Consider the following 14,391-nt stretch of genomic DNA (forward strand, 5'->3'; position numbering starts at 1 on the left):
GCGCATTGCTCCCTTCGTTGCGCCCTTCGCGCTCCTGGTTGCGCTCTTGGTTGCGCTCTTGGTTGCGCTCTTCATTGCCCCACTCCTTGTTCCATGCGGCCCTGGTTTTCCTCGCGCGAGCGCGCCACGCCGTAGCGCTCGAACAAGAGCGGCAACAGCAGCAGGGTCAGCGCGGTGGCACTCACCAGCCCGCCCGAGACGACGATGGCCAGCGGACGCTGGATCTCCGATCCCGGCCCGGTCGCCAGCAGCAGCGGGATCATGCCCAGCGCGGTGATGCAGGCGGTCATCAGCACCGGCCGCAAGCGGTCGCGCACGCCGGTGCGCACCGCCTCCGCCACTGGCCGCCCCTCCTCCAGCAAGGTATTGAAATGCGAGACCAGCACCACGCCGTTGAGCACGGCAATGCCAAGCAGCGCGATAAAGCCCACCGAGGCAGGCACCGATAGGTATTCGCCCGCCACCCGCAACGCGGCGATGCCGCCCACCAGCGCGAACGGGATATTGGCAATGACCAGCGCCGCCTGCCGGATCGAGCGAAAGGTCAGCATCAGCAGCAGGAAGATGGCCCCCAGCGCGAGCGGCACCACCAGCGCAAGACGCGCGGCGGCGCGCTGCTGGTTCTCGAACTGCCCGCCCCAAACCACGCGCAGCCCTTTGGGCAGCCCGGCCAGGCCAGCCACGGCGGCTTGCGCCTCCTGCACGAAGCCGGTCAGGTCGCGCCCTTCCACGCTGACCTGGATCACCGCGAAGCGTCCGCCGTCTTCATGGTTGATCCGCACCGGCCCTTCCACGCGCCGCACCTGCGCCAACGAGGTGAGCGGCCAGGGCGTGCCATCCGGTGCCGTCACCTGCAGGCTGGTGAACATCTCCGGCGTCTGCCGCAGGCTTTCGCCGCCTCGCAGGATCAGCGGCGTGCGCACGGTGCCCTCCGGCACGATGCCAATGCGCTCGCCTTCCACCTGCGCGCGCAGCAGCGCCTGCAGCGCATCGCCGGAAAGCCCCGCGCGACCGACGGCCGCGCGGTCCAGCGCGAGCGTGAGGTACTGCACGCCCTCGTTGCTGGGCGCGATGACTTCCGCCGCGCCGGCGATCTTGCGCACGCGCGCTGCAATGGCCTGCGCGGCCGTGTCGATGACGCCGAGATCGCTGCCGAACACCTTGATGGCCACGTCGCCGCGCGTGCCGGTCAGCATTTCCGACACGCGCATTTCGATGGGCTGGGTGAAGCCATACACCACGCCCGGGAAGCGTTCCATGACGTGGCGGATGGCGGTGGTGATATCTTCCTTGCTGCCGCGCCACTGGTCCTTTGGCTTTAGCACCAGGAAGGTGTCGGTCTCGTTCAGCCCCATCGGGTCCAGGCCGAGGTCGTCCGAGCCGGAGCGCGCCACGATCGAGCGGATCTCCGGCACCTCGGCCAGCAGCGCCTGCTGCACCCGGAGGTCCAGGTCCACCGAAGTGGCCAGCGAGACCGACGGCGCCTTTTGCAACTGCACGATCAGGTCGCCCTCGTCCATGGTGGGCATGAAGGTCTTGCCCACCGACAGGTAGAGCGCCACCGCCAGCGCCAGCGCCACGCCCGCCGCGGCAAAGACGATGCGGCGATGCTGCGCGCTCCAGTCCTGCAGCCTGGCAAACCCGCTCGCCAACTTGCGCATCAGGTACGGCGCCTCGTCGGCATGCGCGCGCAGCAGCAGCGATGCCAGCGCAGGCACCACGGTGAACGCGATCACCACCGACGACACCAGCGCCAGCACGATGGTCAGCGCCACCGGCCCGAACAGCTTGCCCTCCAGGCCCTGCAGCGACAACAGCGGCAGGAATACGATGGCGATGATCGACACACCGGCCAGCATCGGCGGCGCGACGCTGGCAACGGCATGGCGGATCACCGCGCCACGCAGCGACGGATCGCTCTTGTGGCCGTGCGCCCGCGCCAGGGCGGACTCGATGTTCTCCACCACCACCACCGCCGCGTCCACCAGCATGCCAAGCGCAATCGCCAGGCCGCCGAGGCTCATCAGGTTGGCGCTCAGGCCCACGTAGCGCATCAGCAGGAAGGTTGCCAGCATCGACAGCGGCAGGGTGGCCGCCACCACCAGCGCCGCGCGCAGGCCGCCGAGAAACAGGTACAGCGTCACCACCACCAGCAGGCTGGCTTCAATCAGCGCGCGCACCACGGTATTGGCGGCGCGGGTGACCAGTTCGCCGCGGTTGTAGAACACGTGCGTGGACATGCCCTTGGGCAGTTGGGGCGCCAGCTCGTCCAGCCTGGCCTGCACGGCGGTGACCAGCTGGCGGGCATCGGCGCCGCGCAAGCCCAGCACCAGCCCCTGGACCGCTTCGCCACGGCCGTCCTTGCTGACCGCGCCGTTGCGCGTGGCCACGCCGAGCCTGACGGTGGCCACATCGCCCACCGTCACCAGCGGCATGCCATTGCGCGCGCCGGGCGCATCGATGACGATCTGCCGCAAGTCTTCCACACCGCGCACGCCGCCTTCCACGCGCACCACCCAGTTCTCGTCGCCCTGCTCCACCCGGCCCGCGCCATCGTTGCGGTTGTTGGCGTCGAGCGCCTGGCGCAGTTGCTCCAGCGTGACCGCGCGGGCGCGCAGCCGCGCCGGGTCGGGGATGACTTCGTAGCTGCGCACCGCGCCGCCCAGCGCGTTGACGTCGGCCACGCCAGGCACCGTCCGCAAGGCCGGGCGGATCACCCAGTCGAGCACGCGGCGCCGTTCGGCGAGCGAGAAACCATCGCCTTCCACCGTGAACATGAACATCTCGCCCAGCGGCGTGGTGATCGGCGCCAGCCCGCCGATGGCGTTGGGCGGCAAATCGCGCATCAGCCCGGACAGCCGCTCGGACACCTGCTGGCGGGCCCAGTAACTGTCCACGCCCTCCTCGAAATCGACCGTCACGTCGCTGATGCCGTACTTCGATACCGAGCGGACGATGGTCTTGTGCGGAATGCCGAGCAGTTCCTGCTCGATCGGCGTGGAGACGCGCTGCTCCACTTCTTCCGGCGTCATGCCGGGAATCTTCAGGATGACCTTGACCTGGGTGGGCGAGATGTCCGGGAAGGCATCGATGGGCAACTTCAGGTATGCCCACGCGCCGGCCACCGCCAGCACGCAGGCGGCAATCAGCACCAGCGCCCGCTGGCGCAGGGAGAATTCAATCAGTCCGGCGAGCATCACTGACCTCCCGCCAGCATGCCCTTGAGCGCGCCCACGCCGCCGACCGCAACCCGCGTGCCGGCCGGCAGCGCGGCGCGCACGGTCGCCGCGGCATCGTCCACGGCCTCGACCACCACGGTCTGGTAGCGCACGCCGGCCTTGGTCGCCACGAACACGCCGGGCGTGCCGCGCCAGTACGTCAGCGCGGCAGCCGGTACCCGCGCGCGGCCGGCGCCAGTGGCGTCGGGTGTGCTACGCAAGTGCACGATCACATTCACGCTTTCGCCGGCCTGCAGGCTGCCGCGTTGGTCCAGCGCCGCGCGCACGCGCACGGCGGCGGTGCCGTCGCTCGCCGGCACCACGCCGGCCACCTTGCCGGTGGCGCCGCGCTGGCGCACTTCCACGCGCTCGCCGCCGGTTGGGGCCGGCATGTCGCGGCCGACCAGCAGATCAAGCTCCAGCGCGGTGGGATCGACGATGCGGAACAACGGCGCCGCGCCGTCCACGCGCGTGCCGGGCACCGCGTTCACCTCGGCGATCAGCCCGGCGCGGCCGGCCACCAGCTGGGGTTCGCCCGAGCCACTGGCGAACACGATGCCCGCGGCGCCCATCTCGGCCTCGCGGGCGCGCACCATCGCCGCCGCCTCGGCGGCGCGCGCCTGCGTGGCCTGCCAGCGGCTGCCGGGGATGATGCCGTCTTCATGCAAGCCGCGGTCCCGCGCCAGCGCGAGCCGCGCCAGGTTGGCCTGCGAGCGCGCTTCGGCCAGCGCACGCCCCGCATCGAACAACTGCGGGCTGGCAAAGGTGGCCAGCGGCTGGCCGGCGCGCACCGGCTGGCCGATCGCCACCAGCACGCGCGAGACCATGCCGGGATAAGGCGCCGCCACCACGTACTGCGCATCGGGCTTGAGCACCACGCGCCCGCTGGCGCCAATCTCAAGCTGCGCGGCACTGGCGACCGGCTCGAACCGCACGCCAAGCGCGCGGGCCTGGGCATCGGACAAGGCCAGCGCCTGCGCGCGCGCCATGCCGACGGGAAACAGCGCTGACGCAAGCAATGCGCCAACGAACAACATTCGACGGGAAAACATGCCTGACTCCAAAGCAGGATGGAAGCGCCCGGCACGCCTTGACCGGTCCCGGTCAGGCGCGCGAGCGTGCACCGCCGGCGTGGCCGGCGGGGGAATCAGGATGCGAAGGGAGGAGCGTGCGCCGGAGGCGGCCTGCTATCGCCGCCACGCCATCGGGGCGGCGTGCGTTCGCGCCAGGGCAGGCGCCGGGGTGCCGGCAAGGGCAGCGCCGCGAACAGCAGGAACGCGAAGACCAGGCCGACGAGCACATCGGCGGCCTGTACGTGGAGGGTAAAGGCAATGGGGCCGATGGCGGTCTGTACATCGACCTCCAGCGGCTCGACCGCGACCAGCGCGCTGCCATCGTGGGCAGCGGAAGCGTTGGGCGAAGCGGAAGGAGAATAAGAATTAACCGCACCTTGCAGCGCCGTGTGCACGTGCAGGCCATGGAGCTTCGGGGTTCCGAGATGGCCGTGCAGAAGCGGGGTCAGGAGCTGCATTGCGAACAGCAACAGCAGCAGGACTCCCCGAAAGAAGGAGGGGCGGTCTGCGCGAAACATGGTGCGATTGTAACCGAGTTCGAGGCGGCGGCTAGTTCTCATGGCATCTGTGCAGGCCGAGGATCCGCGCGACGCAGCCCGGCTTATCGAAGCGAAAAGGCCGCGCATCGGGCGCGCAGCACCGCCCACCGCCAAACCCGTTCACTTCACCGCGCCCACGGTGAAACCCGCGACAAAGCGGTCGACGAACAGGTTGTAGAGCACCGCCACCGGCACGCTGACGACCAGGCAGGCGCCCATCAGGGAGCCCCAGAAATAGACGTCCCCGCGCACCAGGAAGGTCGGCACGCCAACACTGACGGTGTACTGCGACGAACTGGTGATAAAGGTGAGGGCATAGACGAATTCCTGCATCACCAGCGTCAGCGTGAATATGACCACCGTCAGGATGCCGGCCGACGACAGCGGCACCACCACCTTCAGGAATGCGCCGAAGCGGCTCAGCCCGTCCATCATCGCCGCCTCTTCGATATCGCGCGGCACCGACTTGAAGAAACCCATCATCAGCCAGGTGCAGAACGGCACCGTGAAACTCGGGTACACCAGCACCAGCGACCACAGCGAATCCTGCAGCCCGAGCGCGCCGATGATGCGGGAGAAGGGAATGAACAGGATGGTGGGCGGGATCAGGTAAGTCAGGAAGATGGCGATCGCCAGCTGCCGGCCGCGGCTGCCTGCCAGCCGGGCCAGGCTGTAGCCGGCGGGCACCGCCAGCAGCAGGGTGATGGCCACCACCATCGCGCCCACCAGCAGCGTATTGGCGATCCAGCGCAGGTACTGCGTCTCCAGGAACAGCACGCGCAGGTTGTCCAGGGTGGGCGGCTGGTTGAACAGGAAGGGGTTATTGGCGGTGTTGATCAGGTCGTGGACATCCTTGAAGGTGGTGATCAGCATCCAGTAGAAGGGAAAAGCACAGAACCCCGCGAAGACGGCAAGGATGGCGACATGGCCGAAGCGTGCGCCCCAGCGCTCGCCACGGTGCTTCCAGCGATTTGCATCGGCACGCATTTCAGGCTACCTCCGCGCGGTTGGCGACGGTCAGCAGCAGGGCCACCACCGCTACCAGCAGCGGGAACAGGAACAGCGAAATCGCCGCGCCCTCGGCCAGGTCGCCGCCCTGGATGCCGGTGAAAAATGCCAGGCTGGCCAGCACCTGCGTGGTGTCGTAAGGCCCGCCACGCGTCAGTACGAAGATGATGATCATGTCGGTGAGCGTAAACACGATGCCGAACAGAAGCGCCACCAGCATGATCGGCATCACCAGCGGGATATTGATGCGGAACAGGTGGCGCCAGAAACCGGCGCCGTCCATGGCGGCGGCGTCGTGGATATCCTGCGGGATGCCATGCAGGCCGGCCAGGATGATGACCGTGGCCAGCGGCAGCAGGCGCCAGACATCCACCAGGATCACCGACGCCATCGCCAGGTCCGGCTGGCCCAGCCAGACCGGCCAGGTATTCGGGCCGAGCAGGCCGAGCGCGCGCAGCGTCCAGTTGATGATGCTGTAGACCGGATCGAAGATCCACAGCCAGCCGATCGAACCCAGCGAGATCGGCGCCACCCACGGCAGCAGGATCAGCAGCCGCACCAGCCATTTGCCGCGAAAGTCGCGCAGCAGTGCCAACGCCAGGATCTTGGCCAGAATCACCACCAGCGCCTGCGACACCAGCGTGAACACAAGCGCATTGCCGAGCGAGCGCCAGAAGGTGGGGGTCTGCACGATGCGCCGGAAATTCTCCAGGCCAACGAAATGCATGGCGCGGCTGCCCACGGTGATGTCGGACAGGCTGTAGTAGATCGACAGCAGGAAGGGAAAGCCGAGCAGCAGCGCGATGTAGATGAGTGCCGGCGCCAGCATCAGGGCGCCTAGCCAGCGCTCGCCCTCCAGCACATGCCAGGCGCCGGCCTGTGGCGCAAGCGCGGCGGAAGACCGGGCGCTCATGCGGGCCTCCCTGACGGCGCCGCGCTCACTCTGGCGCCGGAACGCGGATCAAAGCGCCTCAGGTCGGCACGCCGCACCACGAACGGGTAGCGCGCACCGGTCTCCAGCGGGAAGGTGACCGTGCAGGGAATCCGCGAGATGACCTTGGCGGGCGGCAGCGGTGGCTCCAGCAGGCCGTACACCAGCCGGTCGGAACCGAGGTTCTCGATGCGGGTGACATGGAACGGAAAGGGTTCCAGCATTTCATCATCGCCGTAGACACCGCGCGGCAGGAAGTGCTCCGGCCGGAAGCCCGTCACCACCGCATCCGTATCGACCAGGTTCATCGGCGGCGAGCCGATGAACGTGGCCACGAACGTATCGGCCGGCTGCTCGTACACTTGCTGCGGCGTTCCGATCTGGTGCACGCGGCCGTGGTCGAGGATGGCGACCCGATCGCCCAGCGCCAGCGCCTCGATCTGGTCGTGCGTCACGTAGATCGTGGTGGCCGCCAGGCGCCGCTGCAACTGCTGCAATTCCTCGCGCGCGGAAGTCCTGAGCTTGGCGTCCAGATTGGAGAGCGGCTCGTCCAGCAGGAAGGCCACCGGATCGCGCACCACCGCGCGCGCCAGCGCCACCCGCTGGCGCTCGCCGCCGGAGAGCTGGCGCGGCTTGCGCGCCAGCAGGTGGCCGATGCCGAACAGCGCCGCGGCCCAGCTCACCTTGCGCGCGATCGCCTCGCGCGGCATGCGCTGCGCCTGCAGCGGGAAGGCGATGTTGCCGGCCACGCTCAGGTGCGGATAGAGCGCGTAGCTCTGGAACACCATTGCCATGTTGTGCGCGCGCGGCGGCAGCCCGGTGACGACACGGCCGCCCACCAGGATGTCGCCGGAGGTGGGCGCTTCCAACCCGGCGATCAGGCGCAGCAAGGTGGTCTTGCCCGAGCCGGACGGGCCCAGCAGCACCAGGAACTCGGCCTCGCGCACGGCAAGGCTGATGCCGTCGACGGCGTTGCCGCCGTCGAAGCGCTTGGTGAGCGAGCGGGTCTCCACCGTGGCCATGGCTCATCGGGCCACGCCCGTCCCGACACCGCCGGCCCGGCGGGGGCGGCTCATACCAGCCCTTTTTCCCGCCACTTGGCGAAGATCCGCTTGCAGGTCGCATCCGCGGCGCGGATGGCATTCTCCGGCGTCTCGTCGCCAGTGGCGGCCTTGGCGAACATGGTGTTGAGCACCCAGGTATTGAAGATCTCGTCGGTGGCCGCATTGGCATAGCCAGGGAAGCCGACGTTGGTGGCCTGATTCCTCAGGCTGCCCAGTACTTTGTACTTGTCGCGCGGCCTGGCCTTGGGATCGTCGGCGATCAGCTTCTGCAGGTCCGGCACCGTGCCCGGGAAGCACGGGAAGTTGTAGAACTCGCTGCCGAGGAAGCCGTCGCGGAAGTGGTCGATATAGTCCACCAGGAACTTCCTGGCGCCCGCAATGTTCTCGGCGAACTTCCAGATCACGTAGCAATCCATCACATGCTCCAGGCCGATGCGCCGCACCGGCCCTTGCAAGGCCTGCGTGAGCCAGATGTCCGGCGTGACCGGCAGGTTCTTGTTCTCGCCTTCGCGGGTGATGGAAATCGCGTTGAGGCAAAGCGAGATCTTGCCCGCGAGCATGGCTCGGTTATTGGACGAAGGGTCCCACGCCAAGACCTCCGCCGTCATGGTTTCCTGGTACAGCGCCTTGACGAACTTGACTGCCTCCAGCGTATTCTTCGAGTTCAGCACCACGGTATGGCGCTCATCCTGCACCGAGCCGCCGAATGCATAGAGGATGGCTCGCATCGCCATCGCGGTGTCGAGTTCCGCGGACAAGCCAATGCCGACCGGAATATTGCGTTTCTGCTTGATCTTCCTGCCCGCTGCAAGGACATCCAGCCAGTTATCGGGCGCGGCCATGCCAACGTCGTCCCAAAGGTCCTTGCGATAGTTGATCGGGTCCGGCACGAAGCTGTCGGAAAAGCCGAAGTACTTCTTCGTCTTCGGGTTATACGTACTTTTGATCGCCAGTTCGACCGGCTTGCCATGCTTGCGCTGGCATTCCTCGTAAATCTCGCGGTGATCGATGACCTGCTCCTCGTACACCGGGGGCGGCGACAGGAACATGAACAGGTCGTGCCCTTTTTGCGCGGAAACCTCGGCCGCGGCCCGCGTGGCCAGCGCGGGGATACCCACGTGATCGACGATGACCTCGGTATCGTTGCGCTGGCCCCATTCCTTCACGTAGGTGTTGTCGAACCACTTGTCGTAGCCCGGTACGAAGTGGTTCCACTGGAGGATCTTCAAGGTGTGTTTGGCCGCCCGCGCCCGACGCGGCAGCACAAAGGGGCCAAGGCCCGCAGCGAGCGCGGTTGCCCCGGCGGCCTGAATCAGGCCGCGCCGCCGCGCGTTGTGGCCGATAAGGGTGCCGGTGGATTCGTGCCGGCGCGAATAGACGATTCGCTCGATAGGTGCAATCCGCGTATCTTCGTTCATGGCCGTCTCCGCAAGCAAGCCGTTAGCCGGCATGCGCGCCGATCGCGGTGGCATGCGCAACCTGACTTAAGGATAGGAGTTGGCGAACCCAAGGAAAAGAGACAAAGGCTTGATTTCATTGGGTTTAGTATCCAGATTCAAGGACTGGCCGGGTCTCTGCCGCATAGCAGCATCGGTAGCCAGCGTCGGCCGCCACTTGCGCAGCGCAGCACAAAACACGCGCATCGCAAACCGGTATTCCTCCGGCTTTCGCCATACCATGGAGGCTGGCGTCAGCCACGCCGCCCAACAACCTAGCCAGGGGCTTCCCATGCGCGACCGCTATCTTTCCCACCTCCGCGATACGCTAGACACGATCCGAGCCGACGGCTTTTACAAAGCCGAGCGCGTCATTGCCAGCCCACAGGCCGCCGACATCCGGCTCGCGGGCGGCGAGCATGTGCTGAACTTCTGCGCCAACAATTACCTGGGCCTGGCCGACGATCGCCGCCTGATCGATGCGGCGCGGCGTGGCCTGGAGCAGGATGGCTTCGGCATGGCGTCAGTGCGCTTTATCTGCGGTACGCAATCGGTCCACAAAACCCTGGAGGCGGTGCTCGCCAAGTTCCTTCACACCGGCGACAGCATCCTCTATTCGAGCTGCTTCGATGCCAACGGCGGCCTGTTCGAGACACTGCTTGATGATCAGGACGCCGTGATCAGCGACGAACTGAACCATGCCAGCATCATCGACGGCGTGCGCCTGTGCAAGGCAAAGCGCTACCGCTACCGCAACAACGATATGGGCGACCTTGAGGCGCGGCTGCGCGAAGCGCATGCCGCCGGCGCGCGCTTCAAGCTGATCGCCACCGACGGCGTGTTCTCGATGGACGGCATCATCGCGGACCTCCGGTCCATCTGCGACCTGGCGGACCGCTACGGCGCGCTGGTGATGGTGGATGACTCGCACGCGGTCGGCTTTGTCGGCGAGCACGGGCGCGGCACGCCGGAGCTATGCGGCGTGGAGGGCCGCGTGGACATCATTACCGGCACGCTGGGCAAGGCGCTGGGCGGGGCCTCCGGCGGCTACGTGGCCGCGCACCGGGAAATCGTGGAATTGTTGCGGCAGCGCTCGCGCCCGTATCTCTTCTCCAACTCGCTCGCGCCGAGCATCTGCGCCGCCACGCTGAAGGTGCTGGACCTGCTGGCCAGCGAGGAAGGCGCCGCGCTGCGCGCCCGCGTGCGCGAGAACGGCGAGCATTTCCGCCGCGAAATGACGGCGCTGGGCTTTACGCTGGTTCCCGGCGAGCATCCCATCATCCCGGTGATGCTGGGCGATGCCGCGCTGGCCTCCGGCATGGCGGACGCGTTGCTGGCAGAGCATGTGTATGTGGTCGGGTTCTCTTTCCCGGTGGTGCCCAAGGGCCGGGCGCGGATCCGCACGCAGATGAGTGCCGCGCACACGGCCGAGCAGATCGAGCGGGCCGTTGCCGCATTTGCAAAGGTCGGCCGCAAGTTCGGCGCCATCGCCTAAGCTTCGTGCAGGAGGCTCCCCATGAAAGCCCTCGCCAAACTTGAACGCGCGCCCGGCCTGACCATGACCGAGGTGCCCGAGCCGGATGTCGGCCACAACGATGTGATGATCCGCATCCGCCAGACCGCCATCTGCGGCACCGACATCCACATCTGGAAATGGGACGAGTGGGCGCAGAACACCATCCCCGTGCCGATGCAGGTGGGGCACGAGTACGTCGGCGAGATCGTCGCCATCGGGCAGGAGGTACGCGGGCTGGAAATCGGCGACCGCGTGTCCGGCGAAGGGCACATCACCTGCGGCTTTTGCCGCAACTGCCGCGCCGGGCGCCGCCACCTGTGCCGCAACTCGGTGGGCGTGGGCGTGAACCGGCCCGGCGCGTTCGCCGAGTATCTGGTGATTCCGGCCTTTAACGCCTTCCGCATTCCCGACGACATCCCGGACGAGATCGCCGCCATCTTCGATCCTTTCGGCAACGCCACCCATACCGCGCTGTCTTTCAACCTGGTGGGCGAGGACGTGCTGATCACCGGCGCCGGCCCCATCGGCATCATGGCCGCCGCCATCGCGCGCCATGTGGGCGCGCGCAATGTGGTGATCACCGACGTCAACGACTACCGTCTCGCGCTGGCGCGCAGGATGGGCGCCAACCGCGCCGTCAACGTCCTGCACGAAAACCTGAAAGACGTGGCCGCGGAGTTGCATATGACGGAAGGCTTCGATGTGGGCATGGAGATGTCCGGCGTGCCGACCGCCTTCGCCACCATGCTCGAGCACATGAACCACGGCGGCAAGATCGCCATGCTCGGCATTCCACCGTCGAAGATGGCGATCGACTGGAACCAGGTGATTTTCAAGGGGCTGGAGATCAAGGGCATCTACGGCCGCGAGATGTTCGAGACCTGGTACAAGATGGTCGCCATGCTGCAAAGCGGCCTCGACCTGACGCCCATGATCACCCATCGATACAGCGTCGGCGACTTCGAAGCAGGCTTCGCCGCCATGCTGTCCGGCAATAGCGGCAAGGTGGTGCTGGACTGGACGGGATCGAGTCCGACGGCCACCGTTCCCGCCTAGAAGAGCGAGAGCGCATGCGCATGCCGGCCCTGTCGGCACCCCCGCTCAAGTGCCGCTAGCGATACACCAGCACCGGGATATTGCTGTGCGTCAGCACCTTATTGGTTTCGCTGCCGATCAGCACGCCCTGCACGCCGCGGCGCCCGTGCGAGGCCATCACGATCAGGTCGCAGCCCTTGTCCTGGGCAGCCTGGATGATCGCCTGATACGGGTGGTCCTGCATCACGCCAAGGGTCTCGCAAGACACGCCCGCCGCCTCGGCTTCGGCGGCCAGGGTCTTCAGATAGTCCGCCACGTTGCTGGTGGCCTCCCGCTCGAACTGCGCACGGGTATTGGCCAGCATCTCCACCTGGTACGTATAGACATGGAAATCCGGGATCACACGGATCAGAGTGACCCGGGCTCGCGCCTCGCGGGCAAACACCAGCGCCTTCCTGAAAGCGGATTCGGACAGTGGCGAGCCATCGACGGGTAGCAACAGATGCTGGAACATGGCTTCCTCCTTGCACGCGAGGGGCGGAGGCCACCGGGTAGATTCCTCCTCGCCCATCGCTCGGGGTTGAGGATTACCTCACTCCAAGTATAGGTGTCGCGGTGCCGCGCACACACCGCCCTCTTCATCCAGCCGCGATTTGCCGGTAAGATCCAGCACCGGTTCCGCGCCAGTGCGCGGCACCAAGCGTTTACCCGAGGCCGGGCAGCCACACAATGGCAGCCCGGCCTTATCAAGACGGCAGCCGGCCCGGCCGCCGTCGCCACTGCACCGCCTTGCCACCCAATGCGGCGCACCAGGAAAGCGAAGCTACCCCTTTGCAATCCCAATCTTCATGGAGAAGACGCTTTGACTGAACGCACCACCCCAGAGGCCGCCGGCCGCCTGTTCGGCACCGGCGAAGGCCCGACCCACGAGCGCGTCACGCTCGCCACCGACCCCGAATCCGGCCTGCAGGCCATCATCGCCATCTATAGCACCAGCCTTGGCCCCGCTTTCGGCGGCTGCCGCTACTGGACTTATCCCGCCGAGAGCGATGCCCTGACCGACGCCCTGCGCCTGTCGCAAGGCATGGCCTACAAGAACGCGCTCGCCGACCTGCCCTTCGGCGGCGGCAAGGCCGTCATCCTGCGCACCCCGGCGCAGCATGACCGCGCCCAGCTCTTCCGCGCCTTCGGCCGGCTGGTCGAATCGCTGGACGGCAGCTACATCACTGCCGAAGACGTCGGCACCACGGTGGAGGACATGGTCGCCGCCCGCACGCAGACCCGCTACATCAGCGGCATGCCGCGCGAAGGCACTTTCGGCGGCAACCCCTCGCCCAAGACCGCCTATGGCGTGTTCGTCGGCATCGAAGCCGCCGTGCGCTATGTGCTCGACCGCAACACCCTGCAAGGCGTGACCGTCGCCGTGCAAGGGCTTGGCTCGGTCGGCTGGGACCTGTGCCGCCGGCTGCATGAAGCCGGCGCCAGACTGATCGTGGCCGACATCAACGGCGCCAGGGCGGAGCAGGCGCGCGAGCAGTTTGGCGCGCATGCCGTGCCGACAACCGCCATCACCAGCGTCGCCGCCGATGTTTTCGCGCCCTGCGCGCTCGGTGCCGTGATCACCCCGGCGGTTGCCGAGCAGTGCCAGTTCAAGATCATCGCAGGCGGCGCCAACAACCAGTTGGCCTCGCTGGATGAAGGCGACACCCTGCAGCGCCGCGGCATCTTCTATGCGCCCGATTTCCTGATCAATGCCGGCGGCATCATCAGCTGCGCCCGCGAGTATCTCGGCGGCGCCGATGAAGCCGCGGTGCTGGCCGAGGTGGCCCATATCCGCGAGCGCGTGTTCGAGCTGGCACAGCGCGTGGAGAAGACCGGCCTGGCCCCCGCGCGCGAGGCGGTCAGCTGGGCGCAGGAGAAGCTCGCACGGGGCGTGCGCTAGCCCTCGCCGTTGCGAGAGTCCGCGCCGGCAGCAGGAGCCGGCGCGGCATCACAGGTCCGGCTCGCGCCGATCGCATGATCAGGCGCGAGGAAAGCTCTCTCTATTTACAAATCAATCGACGAATCGATCGGCTAATCAATCGTCACCACGATAGCCACCCGCCGATTCTCCGCGCGGCCGGCCGCCGTGCGGTTGTCCGCCACCGGCTTGCTCTTTCCCAGCCCTCGCACCTCGATCTGCCCAGGCAGGAATCCCGCCGTGGCGAACACCTTGGCCACGGCCTCCGCGCGCCGCACCGACAGTTGCTGGTTATAGTCTGCCGAGCCGGAATCATCCGTATGGCCATCCAGCCTGACCTGATCGATGCCCGCGCCAGTCAGCGCCAGCCCTATCCGTTGCACGGCCACTTGCCGGTCGCCGCTGATGACATCCTCGTTCAAGCCGAACAGAACCTTCTCGGACAGGCCCAGTTCCCAACCGTTTTCGGTCAGTTTGAAACCCTGCTGCTGCAGCGCGTCGACTTGCGTGCCGGTGAGTCCGGCGGCGGGCACGGTCTGGCAGGCGCCCAGGGTGAGCGTCATGGCTATCAGGGCGGCAGCCGGGCCCCGGCCGCCGATGCCTCGCAAGTT

The 14,391-nt window shown here is 67.1% G+C and carries 12 protein-coding genes; 3 read left to right on the plus strand and 9 right to left on the minus strand.

Annotated elements, in window-relative coordinates:
• Nucleotides 1-71: 71 nt before the first annotated feature.
• The 7 genes from ACZY0R_RS04990 to ACZY0R_RS05020 all read right to left on the minus strand — a co-directional run bounded on the left by ACZY0R_RS04990 (nt 72) and on the right by ACZY0R_RS05020 (nt 9,251).
• Complete coding sequence (locus ACZY0R_RS04990) at nt 72-3,197, minus strand: efflux RND transporter permease subunit (protein ID WP_488857396.1); 3,126 nt, start codon at nt 3,195-3,197, stop codon at nt 72-74.
• Nucleotides 3,197-4,270, minus strand: a complete 1,074-nt coding sequence (locus ACZY0R_RS04995) for an efflux RND transporter periplasmic adaptor subunit (RefSeq protein ID WP_488857397.1) — start codon at nt 4,268-4,270, stop codon at nt 3,197-3,199. Before ACZY0R_RS04995 ends, ACZY0R_RS04990 begins: the two co-directional genes overlap by 1 nt.
• Nucleotides 4,271-4,365: 95 nt before the next feature.
• Nucleotides 4,366-4,851, minus strand: coding sequence for a hypothetical protein (locus tag ACZY0R_RS05000; protein WP_488857398.1), 486 nt, complete (start codon nt 4,849-4,851; stop codon nt 4,366-4,368).
• A gap of 99 nt (nt 4,852-4,950) precedes the next feature.
• A complete protein-coding gene (locus ACZY0R_RS05005) occupies nt 4,951-5,817 on the minus strand; it encodes a carbohydrate ABC transporter permease (RefSeq protein ID WP_447432526.1) in 867 nt (288 codons plus the stop codon).
• 1 nt (nt 5,818) lies between these two features.
• Nucleotides 5,819-6,751, minus strand: coding sequence for a carbohydrate ABC transporter permease (locus ACZY0R_RS05010; RefSeq protein ID WP_488857399.1), 933 nt, complete (start codon nt 6,749-6,751; stop codon nt 5,819-5,821).
• Nucleotides 6,748-7,791: an ABC transporter ATP-binding protein gene (locus tag ACZY0R_RS05015; RefSeq protein WP_488857400.1), complete on the minus strand. Its 1,044-nt coding sequence runs from the start codon at nt 7,789-7,791 to the stop codon at nt 6,748-6,750. The genes ACZY0R_RS05010 and ACZY0R_RS05015 overlap by 4 nt, the downstream gene beginning before the upstream one ends.
• A gap of 50 nt (nt 7,792-7,841) precedes the next feature.
• On the minus strand, nt 7,842-9,251 hold the full coding sequence (locus ACZY0R_RS05020; RefSeq protein ID WP_488857401.1) for an ABC transporter substrate-binding protein: 1,410 nt from the start codon (nt 9,249-9,251) through the stop codon (nt 7,842-7,844).
• Nucleotides 9,252-9,561: 310 nt separating this feature from the next.
• On the opposite strand from ACZY0R_RS05020, the gene ACZY0R_RS05025 reads away from it, so the two are divergent.
• Nucleotides 9,562-10,764, plus strand: a complete 1,203-nt coding sequence (locus ACZY0R_RS05025) for a glycine C-acetyltransferase (RefSeq protein WP_488857402.1) — start codon at nt 9,562-9,564, stop codon at nt 10,762-10,764.
• 21 nt (nt 10,765-10,785) lie between these two features.
• On the plus strand, nt 10,786-11,841 hold the full coding sequence (tdh, locus tag ACZY0R_RS05030) for an L-threonine 3-dehydrogenase (protein ID WP_488857403.1): 1,056 nt from the start codon (nt 10,786-10,788) through the stop codon (nt 11,839-11,841).
• A 55-nt stretch (nt 11,842-11,896) separates the two neighbouring features.
• Here the strand turns inward: tdh and ACZY0R_RS05035 are convergent, their stop codons facing one another.
• Entirely contained in the window at nt 11,897-12,334 is a 438-nt protein-coding gene (locus ACZY0R_RS05035) for a universal stress protein (protein WP_045236993.1), read from the minus strand.
• A 285-nt stretch (nt 12,335-12,619) separates the two neighbouring features.
• On the opposite strand from ACZY0R_RS05035, the gene ACZY0R_RS05040 reads away from it, so the two are divergent.
• Nucleotides 12,620-13,762 carry a Leu/Phe/Val dehydrogenase gene (locus tag ACZY0R_RS05040; protein ID WP_488857404.1) on the plus strand — a complete coding sequence of 381 codons (1,143 nt, stop codon included), beginning with the start codon at nt 12,620-12,622 and terminating at the stop codon, nt 13,760-13,762.
• A gap of 131 nt (nt 13,763-13,893) precedes the next feature.
• Here the strand turns inward: ACZY0R_RS05040 and yfiB are convergent, their stop codons facing one another.
• The gene (gene yfiB / locus ACZY0R_RS05045) at nt 13,894-14,388 is read right to left on the minus strand and encodes an outer membrane lipoprotein YfiB (RefSeq protein ID WP_488859507.1); all 495 of its coding nucleotides are present in this window, start codon (nt 14,386-14,388) and stop codon (nt 13,894-13,896) included.
• Nucleotides 14,389-14,391 lie beyond the last annotated feature (3 nt).

This window comes from Cupriavidus sp. F041 (assembly GCF_057814235.1).

What these genes read in the sequence shown, in the direction of transcription:
- ACZY0R_RS05020 (WP_488857401.1), bottom strand. Translation starts at nt 9,251, where the DNA reads ATGAACGAAGATACGCGGATTGCACCTATCGAGCGAATCGTCTATTCG.
- ACZY0R_RS05035 (WP_045236993.1), bottom strand. Translation starts at nt 12,334, where the DNA reads ATGTTCCAGCATCTGTTGCTACCCGTCGATGGCTCGCCACTGTCCGAA.
- ACZY0R_RS05025 (WP_488857402.1), top strand. Translation starts at nt 9,562, where the DNA reads ATGCGCGACCGCTATCTTTCCCACCTCCGCGATACGCTAGACACGATC.
- ACZY0R_RS05040 (WP_488857404.1), top strand. Translation starts at nt 12,620, where the DNA reads ATGCGGCGCACCAGGAAAGCGAAGCTACCCCTTTGCAATCCCAATCTT.
- ACZY0R_RS05000 (WP_488857398.1), bottom strand. Translation starts at nt 4,851, where the DNA reads ATGAGAACTAGCCGCCGCCTCGAACTCGGTTACAATCGCACCATGTTT.
- ACZY0R_RS05015 (WP_488857400.1), bottom strand. Translation starts at nt 7,791, where the DNA reads ATGGCCACGGTGGAGACCCGCTCGCTCACCAAGCGCTTCGACGGCGGC.
- ACZY0R_RS05005 (WP_447432526.1), bottom strand. Translation starts at nt 5,817, where the DNA reads ATGCGTGCCGATGCAAATCGCTGGAAGCACCGTGGCGAGCGCTGGGGC.
- ACZY0R_RS04995 (WP_488857397.1), bottom strand. Translation starts at nt 4,270, where the DNA reads ATGTTTTCCCGTCGAATGTTGTTCGTTGGCGCATTGCTTGCGTCAGCG.
- ACZY0R_RS05010 (WP_488857399.1), bottom strand. Translation starts at nt 6,751, where the DNA reads ATGAGCGCCCGGTCTTCCGCCGCGCTTGCGCCACAGGCCGGCGCCTGG.
- tdh (WP_488857403.1), top strand. Translation starts at nt 10,786, where the DNA reads ATGAAAGCCCTCGCCAAACTTGAACGCGCGCCCGGCCTGACCATGACC.
- ACZY0R_RS04990 (WP_488857396.1), bottom strand. Translation starts at nt 3,197, where the DNA reads ATGCTCGCCGGACTGATTGAATTCTCCCTGCGCCAGCGGGCGCTGGTG.